Origin of the sequence: Nocardia asiatica NBRC 100129, assembly GCF_000308415.1 — a bacterium.
GTDB lineage: Bacteria > Actinomycetota > Actinomycetes > Mycobacteriales > Mycobacteriaceae > Nocardia > Nocardia asiatica.
The window spans coordinates 1-14,392 of the sequence record NZ_BAFS01000010.1; the positions used below are offsets into that span (position 1 = coordinate 1).

A 14,392-nucleotide genomic window follows, 5' to 3' on the forward strand; every position below is an offset into this window, starting at 1 on the left:
GGCCGTCTCGTAGGCCCGCGACATGGTGACACCGCGAAGCGGCTGGTAGGAGCCGTTGTAGACGACCTCGCTCATGGACGGGTCGAAGAAGAGGGTCAGGTAGACGCCCGACAGCAGCAGGATGATGAAGCTGTAGAGCGCGATCTCGCCGAGCAGGAACGACCAGTGGGTCGGGAAGACCTTGTTGATCGATCGCTTCATGAAGGCGGCGGCGCTGTATCGCTCGTCCGCCTCATCGGCTTGCTTGGCGATTGTGCGAGAGAGAGCTATAGCCATGGCCGACACCCCGCCCTGGGTGAGAGTGGAATCCGTTCCTACTACAGACGGTAGCAGAGCTGCGGGGCGGAATCGATGGGGTTTTCCGGCCGAAATGTGGAACAAGATCATTCACATCATCCGGGCTGGTCGGGGCCGTCCGGATCCGAGTCGATATCGTTTTACTCGTGAGCGTGATGGCACCGCAGGACGCGACGATGTATTGGCTGTCCAAACGCACGCGAAACGACCTTTTTCTGCTGTATTGCTTCGCCGACCGCGGACGCCCGACCGAGCAACTACGGGCCGCGGTCGCCGAACGCAGCGCGCGGATCACCGACCTTTGCCTGCGGCTGCGCGAACTGCCCGCCGACGTCGACTACCCGTTCTGGACACGGTGTGAATTCGGCGCCGAGCAATTCGTGGAACATCAACTGGCCGAGCCCAATTGGTCCCACCTGCTGGAAGTGCTCGGCAACCTGCTCGGCACCGGCGTCGACGCCGCCGTGCACGCGTGGCGACTCCACGTGTTCCGCTCGGTCGCCGACGCGCCGGGCATGGCAGAAGAGCCCGCGCTGGTGGTGGTGCTCCAGATGTCCCACGCGCTGGCCGACGGGCGGCGGGCCTCGGCGCTCGCGCGTGCGTTGTTCAGCGGGCCGGACGCTGCCGTGGTCAGGGACCGAAGTCGCCCGGGATCGGTGGCGTCCGATGGAGTGTTGATCGCTTCGGCTCTGGGACTATTGCGCATGCCGACTCGGCTGTCGGCCACCGTCGTTCGGGGCTACCACGCGTTCCAGGCACAGCAGCGGCTGGCGCGATTGACCGAGGCGGGTGAACTACCGCCCCCCGGGCCGGATTTCCCGCCGAGCGTGCTGAATCGGTCAGCAGCCGAAGGGGTTCGGCGGAACGAAGCTCGGATTCTCGTGTTTCCTGCCGATGATCTGCGTGTGCCCGGTCGCACCGTCACCGTGGTCGTCCTGACCGCGGTGTCGCTGGCGCTGGCCCGCTACCTGGCCGATCGAGGTGAGCCGCCGCAGCGCCTCGGCGCGCAGGTCCCGATGGCCCTGCCCGATCCCACCGCTTCGCGCAACAACTACCGCAACCTGGGCGTCGACCTGTTCGTCGACGAACCGGACCTTTGCCTGCGCGCCGACAAGATCGCCGCGGCGCTCGCCGACCGCCGCGTTCGCGCGCGGCACCCGCTGCTGTCGGCACAGGACCGGGTCACCGCGACCGTCCCGGCCCCCATGCTGCGCCGGGACGTGGACCGGTTTCCGCTCGACGCCGTTCCCGGCTCGATCGCGGGCCACACCGTCGTCTCGAGTGTCGACCGGGGACCGGCCGACTTCTCCTTCGGCGGCGGCGACGTGCGCTTCACGGCCGGCTTCCCGGCCCTCGGCTCCGTCATGCATCTCACCCACGGAGTGCACGGTCTCGGCGACACGGTCACCATCTCCCTGCACGCCGACCCCGGGGTGCTGCCGGACATCGATGCCTACGCCGCACGCCTGCGTGCCGCGCTGCTCGAAGCGCGCCGCACCCGGCTGGACTCCGCGGCGCCGCCGGTATGACGAGCACCTATTCGCTGGTCAAGAGCGCGCGAGGGCGGGCTGCGGCGCCGACTGGTGCACTTCGGCGGAGATCTTGATCTCCAGCTCCAGCCGGGTGGCGTTGATGACCGAGCGTTCTTCCTCGACGGTGTTCTCGATCGCCCGCGACCACAGCGCCTGGATCTCCGCGATCTCCTCGGCGGTGGCCTCGCCGTCGAGTTCGATCCTGCGGCGCTGCAAGCTGATGTTCAGCGCCGCGGTGAGCGTGCGCATCAGGTCCTCGCAGCGATTGGGGATCTTGCGGTGCGCCACGACGCGCAAGCTGCTGACGAAACCGCGCGACTCGGTGATGGTCCGCCGGATGTCCTCGTCGACCTGATCCAGTTCGTCGGCCTCCCAGCGATCGCAGCGCAACAACTGCTGGCGCACGTCGCTCGAGATGGCCAGCACGGAGGAGACCGCGGTCAGCACCGACTCCCGCCGCCACTTGTCGTGCTCTCGCCGCTCGGCCGCCGCGTTGGTCTCTTCCACACTGCGCTGCGCCGCGTCCAAGGTGACCCGGTTCCGCTCGTCCGCGGCGGTGACCGCCGCGCGGTTGGTGCGGTTGTTGACCAGTACGCCGACCAATGCCGCAATGGCAACGACGAGAGAACCGAAGAGCGGAAGCCACTGAGTCACGGAGAAGATCATTCCATCGGAATCGCCAGCCGCACAGCCTAGATCGGGCAAACCTGCCGTCCGGTGCGGAGATGGGGCTCCGGGCGCCCCGGCCATCGTCGGCGCGCGCTGGGCTCGATCGGCTCGGGACGCCTTACCCGAACGAGATCGACGGCGACGAGCGATCGTCACCGGTCCGACGAGCCGATCGTGGGTGGAAACGGTCGACCGCGGTTGCTGGAGTCGTCCCACGGCGCGGTAGGCGGTACCGCATTCGACAGAAAAGGCCAGGTCGGACGCGATCGCACGTCCGACCTGGCCTTTCGTGGCGGAGGATAGGGGATTTGAACCCCTGAGGGCGTTAACCCAACCCGCGTTCCAGGCGAGCGCCATAGGCCACTAGGCGAATCCTCCGTGGAGCAGCATACCGGTAGCCCCCGGGCGGTCGCCAAATGGGCGGGTCGAAGAGGTGAAGGGCCTGGTCGCGCGCGGGTTGCGGACCCGGGGGATGGGATCGCGGGCGGGAGGCGCTACACTGGCCGACGGATCCCGCGCGGCGCGCATCCTGTGAACCCCCCCAGGGCCGGAAGGCAGCAAGGGTCAACGGGCTCTGCCGGGTGCGCGGGGTCCCCTTTCCAAGGGGTCGCGCGGTCGCCTCGCCTTTCGCCCGGCCGGTGCGGGCTGTGGGCGGACCCGGTTCGAGCGGACTCCCGTCGGTCGGCGGATAACGCCCCCAATTCCGGGCACCGCACGGGTAACGTGAACATCGTCCGCGGATGCACGTGCGTCTGTACGGACAACTGTTCGGCCGCCGCCGCACACATCGGTCCGGCCAAACCCATTCGTCCCATCGCTGCTTGAAAGGCTGCCCAGGATGCCCCGGCAAACGCAGATCGGTTTGATGAGCCACGAGGAGCTCGTGTCCGAGCACGAGACCCAGACCGCGAACTACGCGAAGCTCCAGACCGAGAAGCTCACGCTGGACCTGACCCGCGGAAAACCTTCCCCGGAGCAACTCGACCTGTCCGCCGCGCTGCTGCAACTGCCCGGCGAGGGCGATTTCCGCGACGGCGCGGGCACCGACTGCCGTAACTACGGTGGCCTGCACGGCCTGCCGGAACTGCGCGCGATCTTCGGCGAGCTGCTCAACATCCCGGTGGACAATCTGCTCGCGGGCAACAACGCCAGCCTCGAGCTGATGCACGACGTGATCACCTACGCGATGCTGTACGGCACCAACGACTCCGAGCGTCGCTGGGCCGCCGAGGACACGGTGAAGTTCCTGTGTCCGGCCCCCGGTTACGACCGGCACTTCGCGATCACCGAGGCACTCGGCTTCGAGATGATCCCGATCCCGATGCGCCACGACGGCCCGGACACCCACGCCATCGCCGAGCTGCTGGCCGCCGACCCGCAGATCAAGGGTCTGTGGGCAGTGCCGAACTACTCCAATCCGACCGGCGTGGTCTTCTCCGAAGACGTTGTCCGCGAACTCGTCTCGATGCCCGCCGCCGCGCCCGACTTCCGGCTGTTCTGGGACAACGCGTACGCGGTGCACCCGCTCACCGACACCGCGGCTCCGGTGGTCGACGTGCTCGGCCTGGCCGCAGCGGCCGGAAACCCGAACCGCCCCTTGGTGTTCGCCTCCACTTCGAAGATCACCTTCGCGGGCGCGGGCGTGAGCTTCATCGGTGGTTCAACCGCGAATCTGGACTGGTACCTGAGCCATGCGTCGAAGAAGAGCATCGGCCCGGACAAGATCAACCAGCTGCGCCACCTGCGCTTCTTCCGGGACGCCGAGGGTGTGCGCGCACACATGCAGAAGCATCGCGCCATCCTGGAGCCGAAGTTCGCCTTGGTGCTGAAGATCCTCGAGGACCGCCTGGGCGCGTCCAAGGTGGCGTCCTGGACCGAGCCCAAGGGCGGCTACTTCATCAGCCTGGACGTGCTGGAGGGCACGGCGGCGCGGGTGATCGCGCTCGCGAAGGAGGCGGGCATCGCGCTCACCGCGGCCGGTTCGGCCTTCCCGTACCGCAACGACCCGGAGGACAAGAACATCCGGATCGCGCCGAGCTTCCCGAAGCTGCCCGAGCTGGAGAAGGCGATGGACGGGCTGGCCACCTGCGTGCTGCTCGCGGCCACCGAGAAGCTGCTGGACAAGTAGCGGCGGATCGCTGACGGATCCGCGCCCGGCACGAGTTCGTGCCGGGCGTTCCGCTATTCGGTCGATCGAACGCCGGTGGAGGCGGAAGCAGCTGCCTAGCCGGTCTCCAACAGTTCCTTGAGTCGCGCCAGATCCTCGCGGTTCGCTCGCCGGATCGCCGCTTCCAGCACAGGCGCGGCGAGTTTCGCGAATCCGCTCGGCTCGCCGCGGTTGCGCAGCGTCATGCGGGTGCCGCCCTCCGGCGTGTCGGCCCAGGTGTAGGTCGTCTCCATCGGGAACGGCCCCTGCGCGGTGCGCATCACCAGTCGCATCCCTGGCTCGTAGGTGACCACCTCGTAGGTATAGGTCAGCCTGTTGCCGAGGAAGTGCGCGACGAAGGCCATGCGCGAGCCGACGCGCAGCGGCGGATCCGTTTCCCAGGTGACGCTCTTGATGCGCGAGTACCAGGTGGGAGCGTGCGCCGGATCGGCCGCGTACGCCGCGACCAGCTCGCGGGAGCGGTCTATCGCGATGTCGGTCCGTACGTCGACGGCCATCGGCCCGGTCAGCGCGGTTTGTGCGCGAGGACGGCGAACATGGTGACCGAGAGATGGATGTCGCCGGTGGCCGCGGCCGCCTCGAGATCGGCCAGCAGTCGCTCGCGCTGCGTCTCGGTGATCGCGCCGCGCGCGACCGCCATCGCCGAGATCCTGGTGACCAGCGAGCCCGCGCCGACGCTGCGGTCCTGCACCAACGCTTGCGAGCCGATGTCGTCGACCACCAGGCCCGCCTTGGTGAGCAGACCGGGGAGGCGACGGCCGGACAGCGGATTGGTGGTGGCCGACACGAGCGTGTCGATCACCTCCCGGGCGACCCGTCGGTCACCCGGGTGCATGATCGCGGTGCCCCAATCGCTGTCCACTACGACGACTCGGCCGCCCGGACGGAGCACGCGCGCGATCTCGTTGGCGGCGCGAGCGGGGGCGGTGAGGTGCTGGAAGACGCGCTCGCAAAGGACAGCGTCGAAGCTCTCCGCGCCGAACGGCACGCCGTAGGCGTCACCGGAGTGGAATTTCGCCGTGGAGCCGGCCTGCGCGGCGCGGCGTTCGGCCGAGGCGAGCAGATGCGGGTCCGGCTCGACGCCGACGGCGCTGCCGGTCGGGCCGACCGCTTCGGCGAAGGTGACGACCTCCGTGCCGGTGCCGGAGCCGATGTCGACGGCGTGCTCGCCGGGCCGCAGCGCGAGCGCTTCGTGCGCCCAGGCGCGCAGGCGGCGGATGCCGGGCAGCGCGGCCTGTAGGTCACGCACGTCGACGAGCTGGTCTCGGCCTGCTCGGTCGAACCGATCGGGGCGCAATGCGTAGGTGTTCATGGGCCCGTGTCCGTCCCTGGCCGTCGTAGTCGGTGTCGCCGTCGTCGGAGGCATGGCCTGGAGCCTACGCGGCGCGTCGTCTACCCGCGCGTAGGCACTGTGACGCGAGTCACTATGGTTGATGAACTGGGCGCTTTCGTGAGTACATGGGTGACTCGGCGGGCACGCCCGGCACAGAAGCGGCACCGAACGCGGGACCCGAGCGCGAGCCCGCGGCACCTACCAGTACGGCCTGAATCTCCGGAGAGGCGCGACAGTGACTCGCACGCTATGCCTGGCGCAAGACGCCGAGGCCGACAAGCTACTGACCGAAGACCACTTCGCCACGCTGCTCGGTATGCTGCTGGACCAGCAGTACCCGATGGAGCACGCCTTCCGCGGCCCGAAGAAGATCGCCGACCGGATGGGCGGCTTCGACATCCAGCGCATCGCCGAGGCCGACCCGCAGGAGTTCGAGGAACTCGCGGCCACGCCGCCGGCGATCCACCGGTACGGCCGCTCCATGGCCCGGCGCGCTCAGGAGCTGGCTCGGTACGTCATCGAGCACTACGACGGCAAGGCCGAGAACATCTGGACGGCGGGCGACCCGGACGGCAAGGAAGTGCTGCGCCGACTGAAGGAACTCCCCGGCTACGGCGAGCAGAAGGCGAAGATCTTCCTGGCTCTGCTCGGCAAGCAGCGCGGCGTGCGGCCGGAGGGGTGGCAAGCGGCGGCGGGCGCGTACGGCGACGAGGGCTCGCGCCGGTCGGTTGCCGACGTGACGGATGCCGAATCCCTCGCTCAGGTGCGGGAATTCAAGAAGCAGGCGAAAGCGGCGGCCAAACCGAAGTAGTGCGGTCGTAATTCGCGGGTCGCCTATTTGAAATCCGCTTGCGTTTTTTCCTCGTTCTCGCGAAGTCGGTACCGGATGCTTTTGCCTGGTACGGCTGAACCTGAGATGAGGGATTGCAGGACATGAGGATGAGGAAGCTCGCCGTGGTGGCGGCGTTGGTGACGATCGCGACCGGAGTGGGGGCGGGTACGTCCGGCGCCGCACCGGCGGAAGAAAGCGCCGAAAGCGCGGTCAATTTCACCGCTTACGCGACCGAAACCCAGTCGATCATCGAAACCGACGCGGGTTCGCTGGTCGTCGAGGACGGTGTGTTCAAAGTAAAGGCATCCAACGGTACCGTGCTCGCGGGTCATCCGCTGCGGTTTCAGTTGGACGACTTCGAATTCCCCATCGCGGCACAGATTTCCGGCCGTACCGCGACGCTGACGCCGCTGTTCGACCGGGAGCACGCGGTCTACAAGCCGGTCGCCCTGCCGTACGAGGACAAGGCGCCGTGGAAGACCGAGTACGACCGCGAGGTCGCCGCCTGGACCCGTCTGACCAGCACCATCACCATGGGTGCCGCGATCGGCACCTTGGTGGGCGGCATCGGCGGCGCGACGGTCGGCTGCGTGCTCGGCGGCATCGCGGGCGCGACCATCGCCGCGGGAACCATCGCTGGATTGTTCGGGCCGTTCATCCCGGCCGCGGGTGTCGGCTGCCTGGTCGGCATCGCCGCGGTCGGCGCTCTCGGCACCGTCGCGGGCCAGATCCTGATCACCGCTCCGGTCGCGATCGGCGCCGCGATCCAGTACTTCACGACGATCAACCAGCCGTTCAACGCGCCGAAGTAATCCTTCCGCGTGGAAAGACCCCGCCCGTGGACCGCTCCCCGGGAGCGGGGTCTTTTCGCGTGCTCACGACCTGGGGAAACAATGTGCGGGTGCACACAACGGCGCGTCGGGGGTTGGTGCGTCGCGGAAATCGGTGTTAATTTCGATGACATGTCTGCCGGCCGGTCGAACCTCCTGCGCGTCACTTACGTGACTGCCGCGCTGGGTCTGCGGCTGCCATTGACGCGCGAACTGTGTCGCCTCTCTTGCTGCAGCTGAGCTGGTTTTCCCGCTCATTTGCTGCCTCGCCGCCCATGTAGGCACGTCCCGTCCGGTGACGGGACTTCAGCAAGGATCCGCACAATGTCCATTCCCACCCTTGAACGATCCGTCTCCAGGGGCGCGGGCGGCCGTGCCCGCGTTCAGCGTCCGGTCGTCGCTCCCGAACTGCGCATCGCCGACAACCCGGCGGCCGCGGTCCTGCGCGCCGCCACCGGCGGCCCCGTCTCCCGCGACAATGCCGCGCGCACAACGGGTTTGAGCATCGCCACGGTCAATCGCCAGGTCTCCGCGCTGCTCGCGGCCGGCCTGCTGCGGGAACGCCCCGACCTGACGGCCTCGGGTGCGGTCGGACGCCCGCGCGTGCCCTTCGAAGTCGATCACGAGGCCTACCTGACCATCGGCATCCACATCGGCGCCGCGGTGACCAAGATCGTCGCAGCCGATCTGCGCGGCCGCATCCTCGGTGGCCTGGCCATCGCCACCCCGCAGACCGGTCAGGAATTCGCCACCACCACCGTCGCCCGCAGCGCGAAAGCGTTCCTGCAGCGCTGGCATCGCCGCAAGGCGCTGTGGGCGGGCGTCGCGATCGGTGGCCGGGTCGATCCGCTCACCGGCGTGGTGGACCACCCGAAGCTGGAATGGCATGGCGCGCAAGTCGGTTCGGTGCTCGGCGAGGTGCTGGAACTGCCCGTCTCGGTGGCGCCGCACGTCGAGGCGATGGCCGGGTCGGAGCTGTTGCTGCCCACCGCCGAGCCGAAGGACCGAGCCCGTGTCGAGCGGGGCAGCAGCCTGTACTTCTATGTGCGTGAGACCGCCGGTGTGGCAGTGACTTTGGACGGTCGCGTGCACACACCGAGCAACGGCCCCGGATCCATCGCACACCTGCCCACGGGCTCGGACGTGGAATGCACCTGCGGGCGGCGTGGCTGCTTGGAGGTGACCGTCGGAGATCGGTCGCTGCACTCCAGGGCCGTCGGCCGCGGCATCATCCCGGCGCACAACGGAACCGCGGGCTCGACCATCGCCGACCTGTACCGGGCCGCGGAGGCCGGTTCGGAATCCGCGCGCGAGCTGCTCGCCGAGCGAGCCACCATCCTCGGCCACACCGTGGCGATGGTGCGCGACATGCTCAACCCCGATCGGGTGATCCTCGGCGGCCAGGCATTCACCGGCTACCGCCCCGCGGTGGCGCATGTGGCGCGGGCATTCAACCAGGGCTCCACGTTGCCGCCCACCGACATCCGAATCAGCGGATTCGGCGGCAAGGTGCAGGAATACGCCGCTGTGGTGACCTCGCTGAGCGTCCTCTACGCCGACCCGCTGGCCGCCGTCCGGCGCACCGCGCCGAACGACTGAGCGCTACGACGAAGGGCGACCGGCCACAGCGGCCGGTCGCCCTTCGCGTGTCGACGGCGCGCTACCGATGCGGGTCGCTCGCGGTCGCGAACAGCCCCTCCAGCGCGGTGATGAAGAACGGGAAGTGGCCCGCGAAGCGTTGCAGGTTGCGGTCGCGCTCGAAGCCGCCGAACCAGTAGAGGCCGGGCTGCGCGTCGGCCGACGGATCGAGCTCGCGGAAGGCGCGGATCCAGTTGTCGGCGCGCGCGCCGAGCACCATGAACGGCAGCGCGCGGGAGAACACGGTCTCCTGGTCGATCGGCGGGATCTGTTCCCGCCGCGTCGTTTCCAGGCCGCGCTGGAGTGCGCGGATCTGCCCGGCGAGTTCGAGCCCCCGTGCGGTCCGCGCCGGCAGGTACTTCGGCGCGAACAGGGTCGCGACACCGCCGAGCGCGATGGCGACTCCGACCAAGGCGTGCCCGGAGGTGAGCGCGAGCGCGACGGTCGCCGCGATGCCGGCCACCACCAGCGCGCCACCGAGCCACACCGGGAAGCCGGGCCGTCGGCGATCGAGGAAGTTGCCTCGGGCGACGGCGTCGGCCACCAGGGCGGCGCGTACCGGACCGCTGTCCACGCGGCCCGGTTTGCGCAGGTCGGTCAAGGTCACCGCGTCGGAGTCGCCGGGCAGCAGCGCCTGGAAGACGGCCTTCTCGTAGTCGCGCAGCTGGTCGTCGGGAGCGTTCACCCGGGTGATCCGCCAGTCGCGGTCGCTGAGCGGGACGACGCGGATGTAGCGGCGCACGGCGAGATCCACCACGGTGGCGGCGATGTCGACCGGATCGACATACCCGTCCAGCAGCAGACCGGCCTCACCGGGCAGCGCGCCGTCCGGCGAGGTGAACTGCACCCGATCGCCCTCGCGCAGCAGCGGATCGATGGTCTCGGTACCGCCCATCGCCGCGTCCTGGCGGCGGGCGCGCAGCACGAAGGCGGCCAGGCCCGCCAGCGCCAGCAGCAGGACGCCGAACGCGACGAGCACCGGGGTGGTGATCGCGAACGGGCCCGCGTCGCCGCTGTCGCGCACGTCGGCGTTGCTCGGCACGGTGCCGGGCGGCAGTTGCAGCGTCAGGTCGATCGCGTCGCCCTTGTGCAGGTCGGTCTGCTCGAGGAACAAGACGCCGTCGGCCTCGATCTTGACGTCGGCGCACGGCCGGGTGTTGCCGGGCGGGCCGAGTTTGCAGTCCACGATGCCCATTTCGAAGCTCGGGCTGATCAGCGAGGCGCTGATGGACGCGATGTCGGTGTTGAGCACCCCGAGCCAATGGAACACCTGGGTGCCCGGCGCGTCGCTGACGGTGTTCTGCACCGAGTACCGGAAAGTGGATGTGCCGGGCCGGGCCTCGATGGTGAACTGGTCGTTCGCGACCGTCGCGGTGCCCGTGCCCTCGGTGTCCACATCGGTGACCCGGAAGACGCGCTCGGCGTCGTCGCTCACCTTCAGCCGCAGCGGAAGTGCCATCCGGAAGGAACCCTCCGGCGGCACCGTAACCTGTTCGACCACTTCGAGGACGCCCGCGCGGCTCAGTTTCAGGTCGGCGGTGATGGTCACGCCTTCCGGCGCGGGCTGGGCCTGGGCGACCGGGGCCGTCGCGGACAGCCCCACGATGGCGAGAAGCAGCGCGCCTAGGGCGGCCCCCCGAAAAGTCAGCATGGCTGCCTACTCTAGACAGCTTGCTATTCTGCGTCAGCGGCTGTCGGCGATCACTAGGACGAGGGGGTACGGGGGCGTGACACAACCACCGTACGGACACGGACCGGTCCCGCACGGGGGGCGTCCGGTTCCGCCGCCGCCTGGCTACGGTGCGCCTTATGGTCCACGCCCGGGCTACGGTCCGCCGCCTGGGTACGGCCCGCCGTCCGGTTATGGTCCGCCGCCGGGATATGCCCCGCCTGCCTATGGCCCGCCCCCGGGCTACGGCCCGCCGGTCCCTCCACCGATGCCCTACGGTCCGCCGGGACGTCCGCCCTACCCGCCGCCGCGCAAACGCGGTGGCGGCGGATGGGTGGTGCTGCTGGTCGTCGTCGTCTTCCTGGTCGCCGCCGGGCTGGTGCGCAACGCCATCTCGGTGGGACGCGACGCCGCCGACGCGTCCGGCCCGCGACCCAGCTTCACCTTCGACGCCCAGCCGGACGGGTCGACCGCCCCCTCGGAGACCGGCAACAATCCGCTGCTGACCGACCCGAACGCGACGCTGATTCCGGCGCGATGCGACTACTCGCCGTGGGGCACCCAGGTGGACGCCGCCCGCAAGTTCTTCGAGAGCGCCGCCTCGTGCCTGGAGACGGCGTGGAAACCCGTGCTGCGCAAGGCGAACCTGCCGTTCCAGCCGCCGTCGCTGAACGTCAGCGCGACCACCGCGGGCATCACCACTCCGTGCACCGGCTCGACCAGCAATTTCGCCGCGTTCTACTGCCCGGCGAACAAGACGATCTACATGCCGATCAGTCAGTTGCAGACGGACTACTTCAAAGACAACTGGGTGGTCTACCTGTCGGTGTTCGCGCACGAGTACGGCCATCACGTGCAGGCGATGTCCGGCATCCTGCGCAAGGCCAACAGCGAGCGAGCGGACGCGGGCCCGCGCAGCGCCAAGGGCCTGGAGTTGTCCCGCCGAGTCGAGTTGCAGGCCAACTGCTTCGACGGAATGTACCTCTCCTCCTCGGCGGAGGGCGGCTCGCTCACCGATTCGCAGCTCACCCTCGCCCGCAAGGACGCCTACGGGCGTGGCGACCAGGCGGGAGACATGCGCGACCACGGCTCCTCCGAGAACGGCGGGCAGTGGTTCGAGACGGGGGTGGACAAAAACCGTGCGGCGCAATGCAACACGTTCACCGCGTCGGCGGGTTCGGTGAGCTGATCCTCGCTCGGTCCCCACGGATCGTCACGCAGATCAGCCACGCGGCGGACCTCGCGCGTTCGGCGAGAGCGCCGCTGACCAGCGCGGCGGCCGGCGCGGTGACAACGATCGCTCGCAGCCCCGCACTCGATCGGTCGAAGCGCGTTCGCACCGATCAGGCCGGAGACTGATCCCCGCGGATGCCGCGCACCCACGCGGTCACCGTCTCCGGCGTCGGCGGGTCCGCTCCGATCAGGTCGAGCACGCTGTAGCCGAGGCACGCGGCGCCCATCACGCGCGAGGCGACGGCTTCGGCGTCACCCCAGGGCAGGAAAGGTTTGGCGAGCAGCAGGGACGCGATGCCGTGGGCCACCGACCACAGTTCCAGCACGATCGGCAGCGGGTCGCGCGGCGCCATCGTCCCCTCCTCCATGCACTTGCGCACGGTGGCCGCGAAATGCTGAAAAGCCCCGCTGGTGAGGACCTGGTCCACCGCGCCTCCGGTCTCGGTGGGCGCGGTCGCCAGTCGGTACTGCTCGGGATGCTCGAGCGCGAAGCGGACATAGGCCATGCCTTGGTCGTGCAGCTGAGTCACCGGGGAGGCCGCGGGATCGGTGGCGCCGCGCATGGCGTCGTCGAGGTCCTCGAAGACCTGCGCTACGACGGCCTCGATGAGCTCGTCCTTGTCGGCGAAGTGCCGGTAGATCGACGGCGCGCTCACCCCGACCAGCTTGCTCACCGCGCGGATCGAGACCGCGTCGGCGTGCCCCGTCCGGCTGAGCAGTTCGGCCGTGGCACGCAGGATCTCCTCGCGCAGCTGGGCGCCGGAACCGCGCGGCGACCGCGGGCGCCTGCCACCGATCATGCGCGCCCCGCGGTCTCCAGCGGGCGGGCGGCGATGTCCTCCTCGCCCTCGGTGAGCCCGATCTTGGCGTGCAGGCGGGCCAGCGGCGCGGGCGCCCACCAGTTGGCCCGCCCGAGCAGGCGCATGAGCGCCGGCGCGAGCAGACCGCGGATAATCGTGGCGTCGGCGAGCACGGTCAGCGTCAAGCCGAGGCCGAGCAATTGCATGAATGCCACTTTCGAGGTCACCAGCGCACCGAGCACGATCGCCATCAGCAAGGCGGCCGCGGTGAAGATCCGGCCCGTGCGAGCCAAGCCCACCGCGACGGCGCGAGTGTTGTCGTGGGTGGCCAGCCATTCCTCGCGCACCCGCGACAGCAGGAACACCTCGTAGTCCATGGACAGGCCGAAGGCCAGGCAGAACATCAGGATCGGCATGGTCGGCACCAGGTAACCCACCGGCGTGAACCCGAGCAGCCCGGACAGGTGGCCCTCCTGGAACACCCACACCATCGCGCCGAAGGCCGCTGCCAGCGACAGCGTGTTCAGCAGGAGCGCTTTGATCGGCAAGACGACGCTGCCGGTGAACAGGAACAGCACGATGAACGTGGTCAGCGCGATCAAAGCGGCCGCGAGCGGCAGCCGGGCGGCCAGGGCGTCCAGCGAGTCGGCGTTGGCCGCCGCCGCGCCGCCGTAGAGCGCTTCGCCCGGCGCCGGGATCGCCCGGATCTCCTCCAGTTGACGTTCACCGGCGGGTGAGAACGGATCGAGCTTGGTCGCGACGTTCAGATAGGTCCCGGTGTCGTTGGACATCCCGGGCGGAGCGGCGGCGACGCGCGCGCCTCCGGCGTAGACCCCGGCTCCGGAGAGGACCGCGGGCACGCCGTCGACCTTGGACAGTTCGGCGGCGTATCCGCCCAGCGCCGCGTCGTCGCCGCGATAACCGTCCAGCACGATCGTGGTGCCGGCGACCGGATCGGCCTGGGGGAACTCGGTGCGCAGGGCATCGCCGACCTGGCGGCTGGCGGCGGTCTCCGGCAGCACGCGGTCGTCGGGATAGCCGAACTTCACCGAGAGGAACGGTGCGCCCAGCGCCAGCAGCAACGCGATGATCACGATGGCGACCGGCGCCGCGTGCCGCATCACCACGCCGGCCAGCCGGTACCAGCCGCTGTCCTCCGGCGCGCGCGGGCCGGGGGCGGGCGCGCCACGGCGCAAGAACCGCCGCAGTGGCGCGCGCAGGTCGAGGGAGTTCACCCGATGTCCGAGCATGACCAGCGCGGCGGGCAGCACGACGATGGACGCGGCTGCCGCCGCGGCGACGACCGCGACGCCCGCGTAGGCGAAACTCTTCAGGAAGTACAGGTCGAACACGCTGAGCACGGCCATCGAGAGTGCGACGGTGAGCGCGGAG

At 69.4% G+C, this 14,392-nt stretch carries 12 protein-coding genes, 1 tRNA gene, 1 other RNA gene and 1 pseudogene; 7 read left to right on the plus strand and 8 right to left on the minus strand.

The window, feature by feature from the left end:
* A pseudogene (locus ON27_RS01385) lies at nucleotides 1–276 on the minus strand (cytochrome bc1 complex cytochrome b subunit); the annotation flags it as partial.
* A 167-nt stretch (nucleotides 277–443) separates the two neighbouring features.
* Here ON27_RS01385 and ON27_RS01390 point away from each other — a divergent pair.
* The gene (locus tag ON27_RS01390; RefSeq protein ID WP_157227057.1) at nucleotides 444–1,826 is read left to right on the plus strand and encodes a WS/DGAT/MGAT family O-acyltransferase; all 1,383 of its coding nucleotides are present in this window, start codon (nucleotides 444–446) and stop codon (nucleotides 1,824–1,826) included.
* Nucleotides 1,827–1,844: 18 nt separating this feature from the next.
* Here the strand turns inward: ON27_RS01390 and ON27_RS01395 are convergent, their stop codons facing one another.
* Complete coding sequence (locus ON27_RS01395) at nucleotides 1,845–2,483, minus strand: hypothetical protein (protein WP_157227058.1); 639 nt, start codon at nucleotides 2,481–2,483, stop codon at nucleotides 1,845–1,847.
* 305 nt (nucleotides 2,484–2,788) lie between these two features.
* Nucleotides 2,789–2,876, minus strand: a tRNA-Ser gene (locus ON27_RS01400).
* Between the two features lie 127 nt (nucleotides 2,877–3,003).
* Here ON27_RS01400 and ffs point away from each other — a divergent pair.
* Nucleotides 3,004–3,098, plus strand: an RNA gene (ffs, locus tag ON27_RS40730) — signal recognition particle sRNA small type.
* Nucleotides 3,099–3,336: 238 nt separating this feature from the next.
* Nucleotides 3,337–4,626: an aspartate aminotransferase type Ic gene (locus tag ON27_RS01405; RefSeq protein ID WP_043718148.1), complete on the plus strand. Its 1,290-nt coding sequence runs from the start codon at nucleotides 3,337–3,339 to the stop codon at nucleotides 4,624–4,626.
* A 95-nt stretch (nucleotides 4,627–4,721) separates the two neighbouring features.
* On the opposite strand, the gene ON27_RS01410 is transcribed toward ON27_RS01405, so the two are convergent.
* Both ON27_RS01410 and ON27_RS01415 read right to left on the minus strand, forming a co-directional pair.
* A complete protein-coding gene (locus ON27_RS01410; protein WP_043718149.1) occupies nucleotides 4,722–5,162 on the minus strand; it encodes an SRPBCC family protein in 441 nt (146 codons plus the stop codon).
* Nucleotides 5,163–5,170: 8 nt separating this feature from the next.
* A complete protein-coding gene (locus tag ON27_RS01415) occupies nucleotides 5,171–5,977 on the minus strand; it encodes a methyltransferase domain-containing protein (RefSeq protein ID WP_043718150.1) in 807 nt (268 codons plus the stop codon).
* A 256-nt stretch (nucleotides 5,978–6,233) separates the two neighbouring features.
* Here ON27_RS01415 and ON27_RS01420 point away from each other — a divergent pair, with 256 nt between their 5' ends.
* The 3 genes from ON27_RS01420 to ON27_RS01430 all read left to right on the plus strand — a co-directional run bounded on the left by ON27_RS01420 (nucleotide 6,234) and on the right by ON27_RS01430 (nucleotide 9,259).
* Nucleotides 6,234–6,809 carry an HhH-GPD-type base excision DNA repair protein gene (locus ON27_RS01420; RefSeq protein WP_043718152.1) on the plus strand — a complete coding sequence of 192 codons (576 nt, stop codon included), beginning with the start codon at nucleotides 6,234–6,236 and terminating at the stop codon, nucleotides 6,807–6,809.
* Nucleotides 6,810–6,931: 122 nt separating this feature from the next.
* Nucleotides 6,932–7,642, plus strand: a complete 711-nt coding sequence (locus ON27_RS01425; protein WP_043718153.1) for a DUF8020 domain-containing protein — start codon at nucleotides 6,932–6,934, stop codon at nucleotides 7,640–7,642.
* Between the two features lie 342 nt (nucleotides 7,643–7,984).
* The gene (locus ON27_RS01430; RefSeq protein WP_043718154.1) at nucleotides 7,985–9,259 is read left to right on the plus strand and encodes an ROK family transcriptional regulator; all 1,275 of its coding nucleotides are present in this window, start codon (nucleotides 7,985–7,987) and stop codon (nucleotides 9,257–9,259) included.
* A gap of 61 nt (nucleotides 9,260–9,320) precedes the next feature.
* Here the strand turns inward: ON27_RS01430 and ON27_RS01435 are convergent, their stop codons facing one another.
* On the minus strand, nucleotides 9,321–10,949 hold the full coding sequence (locus tag ON27_RS01435; protein WP_043718155.1) for a DUF2207 family protein: 1,629 nt from the start codon (nucleotides 10,947–10,949) through the stop codon (nucleotides 9,321–9,323).
* 286 nt (nucleotides 10,950–11,235) lie between these two features.
* Here ON27_RS01435 and ON27_RS01440 point away from each other — a divergent pair, with 286 nt between their 5' ends.
* Complete coding sequence (locus ON27_RS01440) at nucleotides 11,236–12,156, plus strand: neutral zinc metallopeptidase (RefSeq protein WP_043718156.1); 921 nt, start codon at nucleotides 11,236–11,238, stop codon at nucleotides 12,154–12,156.
* A 154-nt stretch (nucleotides 12,157–12,310) separates the two neighbouring features.
* On the opposite strand, the gene ON27_RS01445 is transcribed toward ON27_RS01440, so the two are convergent.
* Both ON27_RS01445 and ON27_RS01450 read right to left on the minus strand, forming a co-directional pair.
* The gene (locus ON27_RS01445) at nucleotides 12,311–13,000 is read right to left on the minus strand and encodes a TetR/AcrR family transcriptional regulator (protein ID WP_043718158.1); all 690 of its coding nucleotides are present in this window, start codon (nucleotides 12,998–13,000) and stop codon (nucleotides 12,311–12,313) included.
* Nucleotides 12,997–14,392: MMPL family transporter (locus ON27_RS01450; protein WP_043718161.1), on the minus strand; the 1,396-nt coding region annotated here is incomplete at its 5' end. The genes ON27_RS01450 and ON27_RS01445, both read right to left, overlap by 4 nt.

Coding starts and splice junctions, on each gene's coding strand:
- ON27_RS01405 (WP_043718148.1), top strand. CDS start 3,337: ATGCCCCGGCAAACGCAGATCGGTTTGATGAGCCACGAGGAGCTCGTG.
- ON27_RS01445 (WP_043718158.1), bottom strand. CDS start 13,000: ATGATCGGTGGCAGGCGCCCGCGGTCGCCGCGCGGTTCCGGCGCCCAG.
- ON27_RS01440 (WP_043718156.1), top strand. CDS start 11,236: ATGCCCTACGGTCCGCCGGGACGTCCGCCCTACCCGCCGCCGCGCAAA.
- ON27_RS01425 (WP_043718153.1), top strand. CDS start 6,932: ATGAGGATGAGGAAGCTCGCCGTGGTGGCGGCGTTGGTGACGATCGCG.
- ON27_RS01435 (WP_043718155.1), bottom strand. CDS start 10,949: ATGCTGACTTTTCGGGGGGCCGCCCTAGGCGCGCTGCTTCTCGCCATC.
- ON27_RS01410 (WP_043718149.1), bottom strand. CDS start 5,162: ATGGCCGTCGACGTACGGACCGACATCGCGATAGACCGCTCCCGCGAG.
- ON27_RS01415 (WP_043718150.1), bottom strand. CDS start 5,977: ATGAACACCTACGCATTGCGCCCCGATCGGTTCGACCGAGCAGGCCGA.
- ON27_RS01430 (WP_043718154.1), top strand. CDS start 7,985: ATGTCCATTCCCACCCTTGAACGATCCGTCTCCAGGGGCGCGGGCGGC.